The 14,885-nt window shown below is 56.6% G+C and carries 15 protein-coding genes and 1 tRNA gene; 5 read left to right on the top strand and 11 right to left on the bottom strand.

Annotation, left to right across the window (positions count from 1 at the left end):
* Positions 1 to 196: 196 nt before the first annotated feature.
* The 5 genes from HJO_RS06695 to HJO_RS06675 form a co-directional block, all read right to left on the bottom strand.
* Positions 197 to 925, bottom strand: coding sequence for a DUF6994 family protein (locus tag HJO_RS06695; RefSeq protein WP_035615188.1), 729 nt, complete (start codon positions 923 to 925; stop codon positions 197 to 199).
* Positions 904 to 1,542, bottom strand: a complete 639-nt coding sequence (locus HJO_RS06690; protein ID WP_035615185.1) for a hypothetical protein — start codon at positions 1,540 to 1,542, stop codon at positions 904 to 906. Before HJO_RS06690 ends, HJO_RS06695 begins: the two co-directional genes overlap by 22 nt.
* An 81-nt stretch (positions 1,543 to 1,623) precedes the next feature.
* The gene (locus tag HJO_RS18375; RefSeq protein WP_156945448.1) at positions 1,624 to 2,241 is read right to left on the bottom strand and encodes a hypothetical protein; all 618 of its coding nucleotides are present in this window, start codon (positions 2,239 to 2,241) and stop codon (positions 1,624 to 1,626) included.
* A 162-nt stretch (positions 2,242 to 2,403) separates the two neighbouring features.
* Complete coding sequence (locus HJO_RS06680; RefSeq protein WP_035615182.1) at positions 2,404 to 2,985, bottom strand: recombinase family protein; 582 nt, start codon at positions 2,983 to 2,985, stop codon at positions 2,404 to 2,406.
* A 306-nt stretch (positions 2,986 to 3,291) separates the two neighbouring features.
* Positions 3,292 to 3,720: a MerR family transcriptional regulator gene (locus tag HJO_RS06675; protein WP_035615180.1), complete on the bottom strand. Its 429-nt coding sequence runs from the start codon at positions 3,718 to 3,720 to the stop codon at positions 3,292 to 3,294.
* Positions 3,721 to 3,803: 83 nt separating this feature from the next.
* Between HJO_RS06675 and HJO_RS06670 the strand changes: the two genes are divergently transcribed.
* Genes HJO_RS06670 through merA form a run of 4 tightly spaced genes read left to right on the top strand, consistent with a single transcriptional unit; the run spans position 3,804 to position 6,182 of the window.
* Entirely contained in the window at positions 3,804 to 4,181 is a 378-nt protein-coding gene (locus tag HJO_RS06670; protein WP_051618362.1) for a mercuric transporter MerT family protein, read from the top strand.
* Between the two features lie 15 nt (positions 4,182 to 4,196).
* Complete coding sequence (locus HJO_RS06665) at positions 4,197 to 4,532, top strand: heavy-metal-associated domain-containing protein (protein ID WP_035615426.1); 336 nt, start codon at positions 4,197 to 4,199, stop codon at positions 4,530 to 4,532.
* A gap of 3 nt (positions 4,533 to 4,535) precedes the next feature.
* A complete protein-coding gene (gene merF / locus HJO_RS06660) occupies positions 4,536 to 4,736 on the top strand; it encodes a mercury resistance system transport protein MerF (protein ID WP_035615178.1) in 201 nt (66 codons plus the stop codon).
* Positions 4,737 to 4,760: 24 nt separating this feature from the next.
* Positions 4,761 to 6,182: a mercury(II) reductase gene (gene merA, locus HJO_RS06655; RefSeq protein ID WP_035615176.1), complete on the top strand. Its 1,422-nt coding sequence runs from the start codon at positions 4,761 to 4,763 to the stop codon at positions 6,180 to 6,182.
* Between the two features lie 453 nt (positions 6,183 to 6,635).
* Here merA and HJO_RS06650 read toward each other — a convergent pair whose 3' ends face one another.
* On the bottom strand, positions 6,636 to 7,685 hold the full coding sequence (locus tag HJO_RS06650) for a hypothetical protein (protein ID WP_035615174.1): 1,050 nt from the start codon (positions 7,683 to 7,685) through the stop codon (positions 6,636 to 6,638).
* Positions 7,686 to 8,046: 361 nt separating this feature from the next.
* Here HJO_RS06650 and HJO_RS18115 point away from each other — a divergent pair, with 361 nt between their 5' ends.
* Positions 8,047 to 9,561, top strand: coding sequence for a caspase family protein (locus tag HJO_RS18115; RefSeq protein WP_162173788.1), 1,515 nt, complete (start codon positions 8,047 to 8,049; stop codon positions 9,559 to 9,561).
* Between the two features lie 584 nt (positions 9,562 to 10,145).
* Here HJO_RS18115 and HJO_RS06640 read toward each other — a convergent pair.
* The 5 genes from HJO_RS06640 to HJO_RS06620 form a co-directional block, all read right to left on the bottom strand.
* Positions 10,146 to 10,235 (bottom strand) — tRNA-Ser (locus HJO_RS06640).
* A 73-nt stretch (positions 10,236 to 10,308) separates the two neighbouring features.
* On the bottom strand, positions 10,309 to 11,070 hold the full coding sequence (locus HJO_RS06635; protein WP_035615170.1) for an ABC transporter ATP-binding protein: 762 nt from the start codon (positions 11,068 to 11,070) through the stop codon (positions 10,309 to 10,311).
* On the bottom strand, positions 11,063 to 12,055 hold the full coding sequence (locus HJO_RS06630; protein WP_035615168.1) for a FecCD family ABC transporter permease: 993 nt from the start codon (positions 12,053 to 12,055) through the stop codon (positions 11,063 to 11,065). The genes HJO_RS06635 and HJO_RS06630 overlap by 8 nt, the downstream gene beginning before the upstream one ends.
* Complete coding sequence (locus HJO_RS06625; protein ID WP_156945447.1) at positions 12,052 to 12,879, bottom strand: ABC transporter substrate-binding protein; 828 nt, start codon at positions 12,877 to 12,879, stop codon at positions 12,052 to 12,054. Before HJO_RS06625 ends, HJO_RS06630 begins: the two co-directional genes overlap by 4 nt.
* A gap of 10 nt (positions 12,880 to 12,889) precedes the next feature.
* Positions 12,890 to 14,734: a TonB-dependent receptor plug domain-containing protein gene (locus HJO_RS06620; RefSeq protein WP_035615164.1), complete on the bottom strand. Its 1,845-nt coding sequence runs from the start codon at positions 14,732 to 14,734 to the stop codon at positions 12,890 to 12,892.
* Positions 14,735 to 14,885: the final 151 nt, after the last annotated feature.

The following is a 14,885-nucleotide window of genomic DNA, read 5'->3' as shown; positions in this document are numbered from 1 at the left end:
ATCAAACGGTCATTCCGGAGGTCGGCGCCGAACGGAAGGGGCCAAGAGGCGTCGTTTGACCGTCAATTCCTTATGTCTGGTTATGCGCCCATTGCAGAAGTTTAGGGTTAGCCGAAGTAGTGGCAGGTCGTCGCTGAAGCCAAACCTCGACATGCGCCACTTGGCAACTAGAAGGAAACGGGCTTCTACCGGGATATCAAGACGCGTTAACCTGGCGGTGGATTCGATGGTTACGTGCAGTCACAAACTGAATGCTACGACGTCGGTAATCTCTATACGTTTCCTCATTTGTCGGCACGGAGGTCGTGTTGAAGTCGTCGAATGGCATAAAGAACTCTACAGTGCTTCCATCCTCGGATAACAGGTCCTGTAGTAAGAAGAAGTCGACATAGCCATCAAAGTCATCAAACAAAGCAAAGAAACCGGGGTATCTCCCCAGCGTGTCGGCGAGAGGGCTTGTCTGCCCGATATAATGCCGGCGAATGCATTCCAGAGTGAGATCAAACCGGTCTGAGATTTTCCGATTGAAGCCTCGTGCTCCGTTAATACTCAGCTTGCCATCTACCCGGTTAGCCGGGAAAACCATCATCCCACCGATTGTGTAGCCAATTTTACGGAATGCCTCATTCTCTTCCTCATGAAACAAATCAATGATGTGCCTGAGAGCGTCGTATCCCGTATATGACGGGATTACAGAATCGCTGGAAAGCGAGAATTCGCCCAAATCGGAACGGTGATAGAGATATGCGCCTGGTGTCGTGTCATCCAACGCGAAAGTGCGACCATTCGGCAAAGACTTGCTCCAAAGATGCCGGTGATAACGCCGCAGTGTGGCACTGTGCGCGTCGGGGTCTTTACCGAACGCGTCAGTTCTAAAATCGAAACTGGTGTTAATTTGCACAACTATTCTCCCTGCCTCGGCCATGGCCGGTAAACCTCACTTCCCCACAGCACCCATACCTCACTGAAGGACGAACTGGCCGGTTTCGTTGCCACCTCGAAGCAGGCTTCAATCTCACCCGCATCAAAGCCATATGTCGCAACGTTGAGGAAGATCACCAGGCCCCATGAGGGATCATAGCCGCCACCAGCTTTGCCCAAAGCCCGTGCCCTGAGCGCACCTGGTACGGCGGCGATGTTGGCGTTTATCTCGGCGTTCTCGACATGGATCAAGGTGTTGGGCTTGCCGAGCGAGGCCTTATATTCATCCCCACGCCTGCGGCCCGGTAGGTCGGCCTCGGTGGCCTCATACAGTTGAGTCACATTCCCAACCTCAATCTCAAAGTCAGGCCGCTCACCACCGCACAGCCTTACACGATTGGCTCTGCGCGCTTTGCCGAACGTCGCAGCTATGTGGGAGTCACGGATGAATTGAAGCCCGCCTTGTATGAAAAAGTATTCTCCGGAAACAGCGGACAGGACGTCAAACCGCGCCTCCATCTCATCGGGCGTCATCCACAATTGAAGAGCCGCATGCGCCGCCTTCAATTCATTGGGGGTCTGGTAGCGGCCCTTGATCGGTACTGGGTTGGGGTTGTTCATGGCTCACGTTCCAATTCGCCCAAATGTATGTTCGGCAATTTTAACATTTTTCAAGCCGCTGCAGATTCATCGGGCAGAAACCTAGTGAGGTGGGGGCGCAATGGTTTGTGCATCGTGCCGTATACCGAACACGGACATCGGCATATCTAAAAAGTTACAGGTCTCAAGAATCAATTTTACGAAGGGGTCCTTAGGCTTTCGCTTGTCCAATGCTCCAAATAACTGTTCGACCAGATCGGGTATCGCTTTGCATTTACGGCAACCGTGGCAGTTACGGTGCTCCAGCCATATTGCCGCTAACTTATGTAGATAGGGGTCATCGAGTCCGACCAAATCATCCCGACCAATGTATTTGACCATTGCATCCGTCACCTCGTCGTTGGAGGCTTCGACGCGTTTCTCCGGCATGGGAAATTTCCCAGCACAAACCTCACAGCCAGAACAAGTGGCATGGTCATCCCACCATTCACAGGTATCCGGATCGACAGCGCACTCGGTATGAGTGCGTTGAGTAGAAGCAGAGCGGCCCACGAACCTATTTATCATCTTCTGGAATAAATCCTGGGTCAGACCATCGGCATACTTTCCACCATAGCCAGCCCATACTTCTGATATTCTGTCCAAATATGGATTGTTTGATTCACGTAAATCTTGCCGATCCATATGGACAAGCATTTCTTCTGTCAGTTTACTAATCATTCGATTACTCCTTCTGCCGATACATATAGGACAATCGATTAGTGATCTGCAGCGAAGGACGGACAGAATGTTACGGCGGATGGGGGGTAGGGGAGGACACCCAGTTCTTCATGCGCTTACAGGATGCCGCCAACCCTAGGAGGCATTCTATTATGTGCCCGGCTATGCAGCGTTTTTACTTACTGCTGAACGCCCACCGTTAGGCAGGTACCGATAAAGGGTCGTCCGAGACACACCCAGCTTTTCGGCAACGTCCTTCACAGAGATAGAGGCATCCCGCAGCATGGCGGTGGCAGCTTTCAGGTCTGAGGCAGACATTGCTTTCTTTCGTCCGCCAACCCGACCCCGGGCGCGAGCGCTCGCCAAACCTTCAAGTGTTCGTTCTCTCAAATGGGCGCGCTCGAATTCTGCAAGAGCGCCGAACACGTGGAAGATCAATCGGCCGGAAGGAGTGGTTGTATCGATTTCTTCCTTCAGCGACTTGAAGCCGACACCGACCTGTTCGAGGTGTTCAATCGTCTCGAGCAGCTGGCGCAACCCTCGACCCAGTCGACTCAATGACCACACGACCAGAACATCGCCCTCCCTGGCAAAGGTCATCGCCTCCTTCAAGACAGGGCGGTCACGTTGAGCACCGGAGGCGGTTTCGAGGAAGATGCGACCGCATCCACGTTTCTCGAGCGCGTCCATCTGGAGATCAGTATTTTGTTGGTCTGTTGAAACTCGGCAATATCCAATTTCCATGATGTGTCTCTCAAACGGTGATGCCTGACTATATGGAACACCTGGGAATGGAGACGCGGTTTTGAAACACTATCCAGAAACGAAATATGCGTTTTTTGATATATCGTCGGGGCGTCACGAAAACGAACGTTTCTGCATCGTTCGATATGCGACAGGCAAATCTCCTGGACCCACGTTACGACAATCCCCGCCACCATGAGAAGCAGGGCAATCCGCATAGATTCACCTTGGGGTGTTGTCGAAGTTGAACACTTGACCACTGACTGGAGGTCGAAGAAGGCAACTCGCACCAACGTGGCGAATGCCTTATTGGTTCGCTGCTCCCGCCAGCGCGTCAATGATTGGGCAATCGGGTTCGTTTCCTTTGGCGCATTCTCCGGAAATGCGTTTGAGGGTGCGTTCGAGTCTGCGCAGGTCTGCGATCTTCCGAGAGACCGATTTCAGGTGATTGGTGGTGAGCGCATGGATTTCGGCGCAGCTGTAATCTCCGTCGTCGACCAGCGAGAGAAGGCTGCGTATCTCCTCGATCGTGAAGCCGAGTTCACGACTTCGCAGGACAAATCTCAATCTTGATTGATCTGCTGCGGAATAGATGCGGTGTCCAGAATCCGTACGTGCGGGCTTATTTAGGAGACCGGTTGTCTCATAATACCTGATTGTTTCGGCATTGCAGCCCGATCGCTTGGCCAGCTCTCCTCGCTTCACACCTGATCTCGAAACCGTGAATTGTGCCATGTATTTTTCCCTTGAGCCTGTAGCCCCTACAGGGGTTAGCTTGTCACCCTGAGCCGCAACCGACAAGAGGACATCAAGCCATTTTGACCGAACTGACGCAAAACACGACAGACAAAGACAAACGGAGCGGCTTGCTGGCCACGGGCGGCGTGCTCGGCGCCATCCTGGCGTCATCCTGCTGCATCGTGCCATTCGCACTGATCAGTCTTGGCGTATCAGGCGCCTGGATCGGACAGCTTTCAGCGCTTGAACCGTTCAAGCCGTATTTTATCAGCGTGACCGTTCTACTGCTCGCGCTCGGATTCTGGCATGTCTATTTCAAGAAACCGAAGCCCTGCGACGACGGCTCCTATTGCGCGCGGCCAGAGTCCGGCCGGCTCACGCAACTTGCGCTCTGGACAGCTGCCGCCCTGGTTATTCTGGCGACCACTATCGATTTTTGGGCCCCTCTCTTTTACTGAATGCGGAGCAAGACCATGAAGAAAAGTATCATCGCTATGGCAACCATTGCCATCGTCGGGATGGGCGGATTGTCCGTTGTCCTCTCATCGGGATCGACCAGTGAGGCGCAGACCGTCTCGGCTGAAGCACCCCTTGCGACGGCATCCTTCTCGATCGAGAACATGACCTGCGCCACCTGTCCGATCTCGGTCAGGAAGGCCATGATGCGGGTGGACGGTGTCGAGACAGTTGATGTTGATTTTGCCACCAAGATTGCCACCGTCACCTTTGACCCGGCCGTCACCACAGCCGACACGATTGCCGCTGCGTCTACGGATGTTGGCTACCCGGCAACGCGCTCGGGCGCCTGATTCATGCGTGCCCTGTTAGGTGTTGGCGTAATTGGGACACTGATCACCGCCCTGTGCTGCTTTACGCCGATCTTGATCATGATTCTCGGGATTGTCGGCCTGTCAGCCCTCACCGGTTATCTCGATTATGTCCTGTTGCCGGCTCTTGGCGCCTTCATCCTGCTCACGCTTTATGCCCTCTGGCGTCGCAAGAGCCGGACCTGACCCCCAGCCCAGAAAGCTCATTCTATGACTCATACTTCTTCCGAAGGCCGAGACCATTACGACCTCATCGTCATTGGTGCCGGATCAGCCGGCTTTTCAGCGGCCATAACCGCAGCTGAAGCGAATGCGAGAGTTGCCTTGATCGGCTGGGGAACGATCGGGGGAACGTGCGTCAATATCGGTTGCGTGCCGTCCAAAGTCATGATCCGCGCCGCAGAAGCCTTGCACGGAGCACGCACTGCAAGCCGGTTCCAGGGGCTATCAGGCGAGGCCAGGATTGATGACTGGACAGCGCTGATGGCCGATAAGGACAATCTTGTCGAAACTCTGCGGAACAAGAAATATATCGACCTTCTGTCCGACTATGAGACTGTCGACTATATTGAGGGCAAAGCGGTTTTGACCCAAGGCGGTGTGATGATAAGTGAGCGGTTTGTAAAAGCAGACCGGACAATCATCGCAACTGGTGCCTCACCAGCCATTCCTGATCTCCAGGGCCTGTCCGAAACACCTTACCTTGACAGCACAGCCGCACTCGAACTGGGCGCCTTGCCGGAGTCCCTGCTTGTAATGGGCGGGGGCTATATCGGGTGCGAACTCGCCCAGATGTTCGCCCGGGCAGGCACGCAGGTCACGCTGGTCACACGCAGCCATCTGTTGCCAGAGGCCGAGCCGGAAATTTCGTCTGCCCTCACCGACTATCTTGCGGATGAGAACATTACCGTCAGGACCGGCCTTGATTATGTCAGTACTCGAAAAACCGAAGCGGGCGTTGCGCTGACGATTTCGGTTGGCGGTCGGGAGGAGACACTGGAGGCGGGGCATTTGCTCCTTACGACAGGTCGCCGTGCCAATACGGCCAAGCTTGGCCTCTCGGGCATGGGTATTCAGACCCATGCAAATGGCGCCATCCTGGTGGATGAACGCATGCGCACAACCCGGCCGGGCGTCTACGCAGCCGGCGATGTCACCGGACAGGACCAGTTCGTCTATATGGCGGCCTACGGTGCGAAGATTGCGGCCAGGAACGCTCTCGACAGCAATTCGCTTGCCTATGACAACGCTGCCATGCCGTGGGTCGTCTTTACCGATCCGCAAGTCGCGGGGGTCGGACTGAGCGAGGCCCAGGCGATCAAGGCCGGCCATTCGGTCAAGACGTCGATCGCGCCGCTGGGCCAAGTGCCACGCGCCTTGGCCGCGCACGATACGCGTGGCCTGATCAAGCTGGTCGCTGATGCGGATACGGACGTGCTGCTCGGAGCGCAGATTCTCGCCCCTGAAGGCTCTGATTCCATACAGACGATGGTAATGGCATTGAAATTCGGCATGACCGCCAAAGCCCTGGGGGAAACGCTGTTTCCTTACCTGACCACCGTCGAAGGTCTTAAATTGGCCGCCCAAGGGTTCGGCAAGGACGTCGCCAAGCTTTCCTGCTGTGCAGGTTAACATTAAGCGTGAAGAACATGCCTGAAGTATCGCCAGTGAGCACAGCCTTGGAACGGTCACGCAGCGCAACCTCATGCGTATGATATCGCTCTCACCAACAAAGCCCGGCCTCCATGCGCATAATGCGCACCTCACCGTGAACAGTAAGCCAACATTCTCACTTGTGTGCGCCATAACTCTCTGAAATACGTCGATTAATCAACGTTCGTGCGCAAGGTATCCGCCCTCCGAAGGCAGAGGTTTCAGGTTCAGACCCTACTGAGTGTATCAACAATGCGTCGATTGTGAAGAAGTCCAGCAGTCCGCCTGATGTCAGGCAAACGAACATCTTTGATGTTGACGCCATCAGGCAACAGCAACTTTGTTCCAGCGATTGTCGACCAATATGTGAGACGAAACCCGATAAGTCATTTCGAATAAAGTCGGGTGCTTTACGGCACCAGATCGTCGCCTTCACAGTTCAGGCCCATCGTCCTCGGTCGCCAAAAGCTGCCGGCACGCTCTATCGATTCCGTGGTGATCATCACATTCAATTGAGCGCAGACGTTCCAAGTTCCATTTGATCCGGCTGTGTCGGCAATCGTCATCCAGCACTCTAATGCCACTGGAGGTCAAAGCTGTATGAATCAGGCTCATGGTTGCATTGCTGACCGAGCTGTTCCGCATGCCACGGACTTCGGTGATGACGTAACCCCCGATGCGGGGTTCAATCGAAAACACTGCGGGTTCGGGGCCGCCGAGCACGTAGAACGCCACCTTTCCGGCCGCCACTTCATCGATAAAACTCCGCAGGCAGTTGCGAAAGCGAATGGCAACGTCGGAAAGCTGGCGGGCGTTCCAGATCGGTTCGATTAGGTCGTGATCAATATGTGGCGGGATCGGAAACACTGTTGACCTGTCGACGAACTCAACCAGCTTGGCGAAAAAATCCGCACGCCTCTCGACATGCCGGAGCATACGCAACAGAGTCTCGGCTTTGATGTCGTCATCGCAAATGCGCGCCAGAACAGCGACCTCGATCGGGCGGCGCAGATGGCGAACCACCTTTTCTGCACGAAGCGCAGGACGAAGTTCATCCAGGATAGAAACCAGAATGGGGGAAATGGTTTTGGTGTGGGTCAGAATCTTCTTTGCTTTGGCGCATTGCAACACGTTCCAGAGTGTCCGGTAGGACGCAGCAGGCCACAACGGGAACGTCAGAGACGCCAGGATGCCATGCAGACCGATGGGATATGGGTCTGCAAGAATGCGGACGGCGTCGATCCACCTCTTGGCAGTCAGTTGTTCGAAATCGATTGCATCAGCATGGATGCCAGCGACCGCAATACCGATCAGGTGCATTCGGGCCGGCGAAAGGGCCAGAAAATCGAAGTGGGGGAATTCGAACAATTCAGCGATATCGGCGGCCATTTCGCCTGCCGAATTGATCAAGCTGCAAGAGACACGGATGTCTACAGCGCTGCGGCGTTCGCCAACGCCGAGATTGTGTTTGGAGGTTGGCATGAGACTGAGGTCCTTTTGAAACTCATAAACTCATGATCGTCTCCTGGTTGGTTTGGCCGCCGGGATAGCCTGGCGGAAACATTGATGTGGGGGACCTGTATCGCTGTTCAATAGAAAGGTTGATCGTTAAGACATGTAGACCATGCCCGATGCATCGTCAGAGAGTACGGCCTTGGGACGGTCGGGGCCGTTTAGCCCTAAGGCGCTGAATGTGAATAAACGTTATAGCATGGCAGAGGAAATACAGCCGGATCTGAAAAGTGGGCTTAGTCCATAATAAGGATATTGCAGGTGCGTAGATTATTGGGTGACTTATCAAAGCTGTCGAAAGTATAGTGAAGTGTTTTGAGGGGACAAAATCGTGTCACTTTGGCAGGTGCTTCTTATTGCAATCATATTGATAGCCAATCCCCTCGCAGCAGCGGAGGCGCCTGCACAAGAACCACGAATTGCGCTTATTATTGCAAACTCTGACTATGTTTCTTCTGGGTGGGACCTATCGAACCCATCCAATGATGCGACTCTAATGGCGGAGGCGTTGATAAAAGTGGGCTTTGAAGTTCATACGGTTATCAATGCTTCCCGCAGTGAAATGGAAACGGCATTTCATGAGCATGGAGATAGACTTGCCTCCGCAGGAAGCGATGCGACCGGTTTCTTCTTCTATGCTGGGCATGGGGTTCAATCCCAAGGATTGAACTATCTCGTTCCTGTCGATGCAAAAGCATTAACTGAAGCTGATATATGGGCTCAGGCGCCTAGGCTTGAAAATGTATTCCGTCACTTGGCCCGCGCGAAAAACAGGCGAAACTTTGTCGTATTGGATGCATGCCGGAACAATCCGCTCCTGTCGTCAACCCGAGGTGTGACAGGCGGATTAGCATCAATGAATGAGGCCTCTGGCACTTTGATTGCTTATGCCACTGCTCCAGGTGCCGTGGCCGAGGACGGTAACGTGAACAGTCCTTACGCCCAAGCGCTTGCAACAATTATCGTTACCCCAGGCATATCTGTAGAATCACTGTTTCGCCGAGTGCGAACAATGGTCGAGGCCGAAACTAAGAACCGTCAACGGCCTTGGATGGAGAGCGGCCTCTCAGGATACGCTGATTATTGTTTCGCTGGATGCTCAACAACAAGCGAGCAGTCGGATGCCGAAGCGCAAGCCTTCGCAACGGCGATCACGGTGAACACGCTAAAGGCATTAACGGATTTCCGTTCGAATTTTCCAGCAAGCCGAAATTTGAAGTATGTAGATGAGCAGATAAGCCAGCTACGATCCATTTCGGACCCACTAGAAAATCGTCAAACGATCGATCGAAATATTATCGAATCTTCAGCCCACATGGCTGGACGCACAGTTGCTGAACAAATCGATGACCTTCGCACCAAGCGTATTGGACAAAAGTTTTATATCAGGAAAAGCGGAAGGCTTGGCAATGGGTCTACAAAGATCGGCGACTTCATGATCCTGTCTGAGCCGTGTTTGGGGAATGCCTACTGCGCAGGTGCGTCCTGGAGTGGCAGCGCTGATACATGGTCAGCTTCGGCTGGAAAAGGCCCGCCATTTTCAACAGAGAAATTCTCTTCTGAACCGCTCTTGGGCGACGACTACTTTACCGTGGTTGGCATAAAAGAGATCACTGATTTTTCAAAGCTGAATCGGAACATTTACGGGATAGATTTCACAAGAATGACAGGACAATCTCATTACGTTTATGAACTGAAAATGCGTTCAAAAAAGTTCTATTTGCTCATTGGTGGTCACCAAAATATGGCACTTATTCCTGACGAAGAAGCGGTCGTATTTGACCCGCTTTCGTTGGCAACGCGCGAAACTGAAAATGGTATGATAGTAATAACTAACGATCGGTGAGAAGCGAATAGCGGTCGGAAAGGGCGTTTTATCATCGTCGCAAGGGATCATGCGATGTTGACACGTTTCTGTTCAGTTCTCGTCTGCAATGGGTGCTTTTGAGTGGTTGTCGACCGCTAGTGCATTGAAGTCATGGTCTTCCCACTTCGTTTACACCGAGAGGGTCAGCGACTTCGTTCCGGCAGTCGAACACGCCTTACCGAGTGATTCTGACATGGCCTCGTCAGGGGGTGGTGATACTTGTACTGACGGGGACGAGAGAGAAAAAAATGCGGCCGCCGTCGTTCTATGACAGAATCAACACCTTCATAGGAGAGTGCGGTATTTCTGTAATACTAGCGGGTTCCGTCCCGAAACCGGAAAGGCTGTACTCACTTCGTCGGAGCGCCCTTCAAATACGGGACTGACGTTTCAACTTTGAAACAGTTCGTCAGAACGGTCCGAGAACACACCTGCACCGTTTCTGCACCGTCTTGAACGAGAATCTCCCGTCTGTTCACGTTGTGAGCCGTCAGTGTCTGGATGCGGCTCGGCGAGAGTTTCCAGCGGCTGTTCGTCAATTCTGCTGTATTTATTGGGATTGCTGGCGGAGAGGAAGGGATTCGAACCCTCGATACGCGTTAACGTATACGCCCTTAGCAGGGGCGCGCCTTCAGCCGCTCGGCCACCTCTCCACGCGAGCATGTCTCTAGCCATCATCGGCCGGTCGCGCAAGCGTACATGGGCATCGTGCAGCAGCTCCGGTTTTCATGCTGCCCCGTCAATCTCGACGCTGAGCCCGCTCACGCGCGCCCGGACACCATACACGGATTCAAGGCGACCGGCCGTGAGTGTGTCTGCCGGCGATCCGTCGGCCACGATCCGCCCCTCCTTCATCCAGAGGATGCGACTGGCATAGCGCGCAGCCAGGGAAATATCGTGAAGCACCACGAGGGCGCCTCCGCCGCCGGCAACATAGTCGGCGATAAGTTCCATGATCCTGAACTGGTGGCGCGGATCAAGGGCGGCGACTGGCTCGTCCGCAACCAGGAGAGGGGCGCCGGCCGCAAAGGCGCGGGCGCAGTGGACGCGGGCAATTTCACCCCCGGACAGCGTATCCGTCCGTCTGTCGGCAAGGTGCTCCAGATCGCAGGCCGCCAACGCCTTTTCAACGGCGTCCCGGTCCGTTGCCTGAAGCCGGCCCAGCGCAGCGCCATGGGAAAAGCGGCCAAGCGCCACCACATCCCGAACAAGGTTCGGCCAGGCGAGCGGGCGGATTTGGGGCAGGTAGGCGATGCTTTCGGCCCGGGCCATGGGCGAAAGCTGGCTCGTGTCGTGCCCGTCGATCGTCGCCGTGCCGTTGGAGCGTCGTTCGAGGGCAAGCGCTGCACGCAGCAGACTGGTCTTGCCGGCGCCATTCGGACCGAGCGCGACGATGAGTTCACCAGGCTGCAGCTGGAACGACGCATTGGAGACAAGCGAGGCGCCGTCACGCACGACAGAGAGATTTGTGACGCACAATTCAGTCATGGACCGCCCGCCTTTGCATGGCGATCCAGGCAAAAGCCGGTGCGCCGATGAGGGCGGCGACGACGCCGAGCTTCAATTCGTTGGTGGTTGGCAGGACGCGAACGAAAATGTCTGCGACGACAAGGATCAGGCCGGCCAGCAGCGCGGAAGGCATGAGAGAGCGGGCGGGGTCGTACCCGACGAAGGGCCGCACGATGTGTGGCGCGACGATGCCGACAAACCCGATGGCGCCACCCAGGGCAACGGACGCCCCGGTCGCGAGCCCTGCGCCGAGAACGGTGAAGATGCGCTGGTGGCGCAGGTTGAGGCCGACACCACTGGCGGCCTCTTCGCCAAGCGTCAGGGCCGAGAGCCCCCGGCGCGTCGCGAGCAGGATTGCACCGCCAGCGAAGAAGAATGGCGCCGTGAGGCCGATTTCGGTGAAGCTGCGATTGGCGACGGAGCCCAGCATCCAGTTGATCATGTCTGACAGGGAGAAGGGGTTCGGCGCGAGGTTCATGAGCAGGCTCATCGCTGCACCGGCAAAGCTCGACAGGCCGACACCGATGAGGATGAGTGTCACCACGGACTGCGTTCGTATGGCGGCGAGGGCGATCAGGGCGGTGGCAGCCAGAGCGCCGGTGATCGCGGCGACGGGGAGTGCCCAAGGGGAGATGGCGGTGAGGCCGTAGTAGAGCGAGAAGGTGGCGGCAAGGGAGGCGCTGGCCGAGACGCCAAGCACGCCAGGCTCGGCGAGCGGGTTGCGCAGGAGTCCTTGCAGAGCCGCACCGCTGATCCCGAGTGAGGCGCCGACAAGGAATGCCGCGATTGCCCGGGGCAGCCGGATCTGCCACACGACGAGGCGGTCACCGGCATCTGCGCCGCCAACAAGGGCCGCAAGGACGCGGTCGGCCGGGAGGGGAGTGGAGCCAATGAGGCAGGCCGCGACAATCGCAACCAGGCAGGCGGCGGCGAGCGCGGGCAACAGCAATGCGCGGGTGGTCATTCGGGTGTTCCTTCCGCCAGGGCCTCGATGGCATCCATCAGGAACCATCCACCGCAGGTTGTCCATGCGCCCTGCAATGGCACGACGTCCCGATCGCTGAGTTGGGCCTGCGCAACCGGGTGGTTCATCGGGCTCCAGGCATCGGGATGGTTGGCAAGGCTTCCGAAGAAGGCCGCGACCACGACGTCTGGCTGATCATAGGCAAGGCGTTCGAGGGGGATTGCCCGCCAGCCGGATGTTTCCTCGAAATTCGTGAGCCCCGCTGCGACCAGCATGGCGTGAATGAGTGAGCCTGGCCCGGACGTTACGCCCGCCGGCGTAAGGTAGAGCGCCCGCTTCTGATCCGACCGCACGTTGAGGGCGTCCAAGCGTGCTCGCATGTCTGTCACAAGCGCCTCGCCGCGCTCTGGCTCGCCCAGGCCATCGGCCATTGACTGTATATTCGTCATGACGGACGGAATGTCGCCGGCCCAGCCGACATTGAGAACCGGCACGCCGGCCTGTTCAAAGAAGGCTGCTGCATTCGGTCCGCCGCCATAGGAGCGGACCACAAGGTCGGGTTTCAGGATCAGGACGTCCTCGGCGAGCGGCCGGACAGTTGGTGCGCCCTTCGCGGCTGCATGCATGTAGGAGAAGTCCTTTGCCGCGTCTGGTGACACGGCGAGTATGCGGTCGCGGTCCGCCAGTTTCAGCACGAACTGGTCGGCGCAATAGTCGAGACTGACGATCCGGCTCGGGCGGTCGGTCCCGTTCACCTGCGGCGCATCCCGGGCGCTGCAGGCGGCAAGGCAGAGCCCGACCAGAAGGATCATCAGTCTCGACACGTTTGCTTCCTCAGTAGTGCAGGCGAATTCCGACAGAACCTGACAGGCCGGGGGTGCCGTATCCCAGGATCTGCTGGTAGTCTTCGTCGAAGAGGTTCTCAACCCGGCCGAAGACCTCCACCCCGTTGGAAAGTTGGTACCGACCGGTAAGATCCACCCGGGTCCAAGCATCCGATGTCGATCCGTCAAAGGCTGGCTCTTCACCATTGTACCTGACAAGGACAGCTCCGGAGAGCGGACCATCCGGATCGAGCGAGAACGTGATGTCACCCGACTGTTCCGGCACTTGTATCAACTTGGTGCCGGTTCCGTCCTCGGCATTGATATAGGCGTAATTTGCCGCCACGCCGAGCCAGCTGGTGAACTGGTAACCTGCATATGCTTCGACGCCCCGGGAGTTGACCTTGTCGATGTTCTCGTAGCCGCCGACCGCGAACGCGAAATTGATCATGTCATCTGTCGTCTGATCGAAGTAAGTAATTCCAGCTTCCGCACGCCCGTCTCTCGACCGCCAGTCGGCACCCAGATCGAAGGCTTCGGACGTTTCCGCCTTGAGGCCGGCATTGGGGCCGGTAGCGCCACAGCAGAAGAAGGTTGTCTGGAAGATGGTTGGCGCCTTGAATCCCTGGCCCCAGCTTGCGCGCAGGGTGACCTGTTCTGTCGGATTGAACGCCGCAGCGACGCGACCGGTCGTTTCGGATCCGAAGCGCTCATGGTCGTCGAGCCGCAAGCCACCGGTCAGCGTCAGGGACTCGACCGGTTTGTATTCATAGAGCGCAAACAGGCCATTGATCCACGTGCTTTCGCCATCGGCCGACGAATCTTCACGTTCGGCGCCGAAGGCCATCTTGTTGCGATCGTCGATGTTCAGGGTTCCCTGGTAGCGATAAACGACGCGGTCTCCATCGGTCGAAAAGCTCTCGGTTCCGTTTGTGAAGTTCTTGCGATCGATCTGCGCGTAACCGACGAGGAGCAGGTTTTCGAGCCGCCCGTCGAACAGGGGCGCCTTGAGGGAGATATCGCCAGAAAGCTGTCCGGTTTCGCTGCTTTCGTCGCCGTCGGCAACGCTGCCCTGTGCCGTGCCGTCGAAGCTGTCGAACTCCGTTTCAGCATCGTTCCACAATAGGGTGGCGCTGAGTCGCGCGTTGGATGGCAGGTTCAGTCCCGCCTTCGCCGAAGCGGTCAGCGAGTCGAACCCGTCGTCTTCTGTATTGCCATTCTGCTCGTCGGCCCTGGATATTCCGTCAGTGCTCATGCCGGTCAAGGCAACGCGGAAATCACCAGCGTCACCGGAATTGCCGATCGAAGCGCCGCCGCGAAAGGTGTTGAATGAACCGTATTCGCCAAAGGCAGAGCCAGCCAGACGCTTCTCGGGTTCCTTTGTCGTGATGGAAACAACACCGCCAATCGCGTCTGTGCCCCATAGCGTTGATTGGGGGCCCTTCAGGATTTCGATTCGGGCTATGTTTTCGGTATCGAGGCGGGCGAAGTCATATCCGCCGCCGGGGGCCGTTGAATCATTCACGGGTACGCCGTCAATCAGGACAAGAGTCTGCTCGCTTGACGCCCCGCGGATGCGCACCGTGGCGGTGCCGCCAAAAGTGCCGTTCTGATTGACCGTCACCCCCGGCGCAGCTGCGATCGCATCACCGGCAAAATCAAAGCCCAGCCGGGAAATGTCGTCGGCCGTGATGATGGACACGCTGGATCCCATTTCGGTCGCGGGCTGTTCCAGACGTGATCCTTCCACGATGATCGTGTCGAGCTTGGTCGTGTCAGTGTCGTCGGTTTGTGCGAACGCCGGCGTCACGCCAGAGAGTGCAACAGCGCCCAGGAGGGCTGCTTTGTAGTACATGGTTTATTCCCCCGCACCCGCCGCCCGTCATGGAGGTGCGTTCAATAGCAACATGCTGGCCCCACCGTTGCCGGTGCGGGCGGCCAGGCCAATTTTCGGAGTCGCTACAGAGGAAGGGCGCCTTATGGCGAAATCCCTATCCCGCCCGCTG

Origin of the sequence: Hyphomonas johnsonii MHS-2, from assembly GCF_000685275.1 — a bacterium.
In the GTDB taxonomy this organism is placed as follows: Bacteria; Pseudomonadota; Alphaproteobacteria; order Caulobacterales; family Hyphomonadaceae; genus Hyphomonas; species Hyphomonas johnsonii.
Note: the sequence above shows the minus strand (reverse complement) of the source record. Positions and strands in the feature narration are given on the sequence as shown.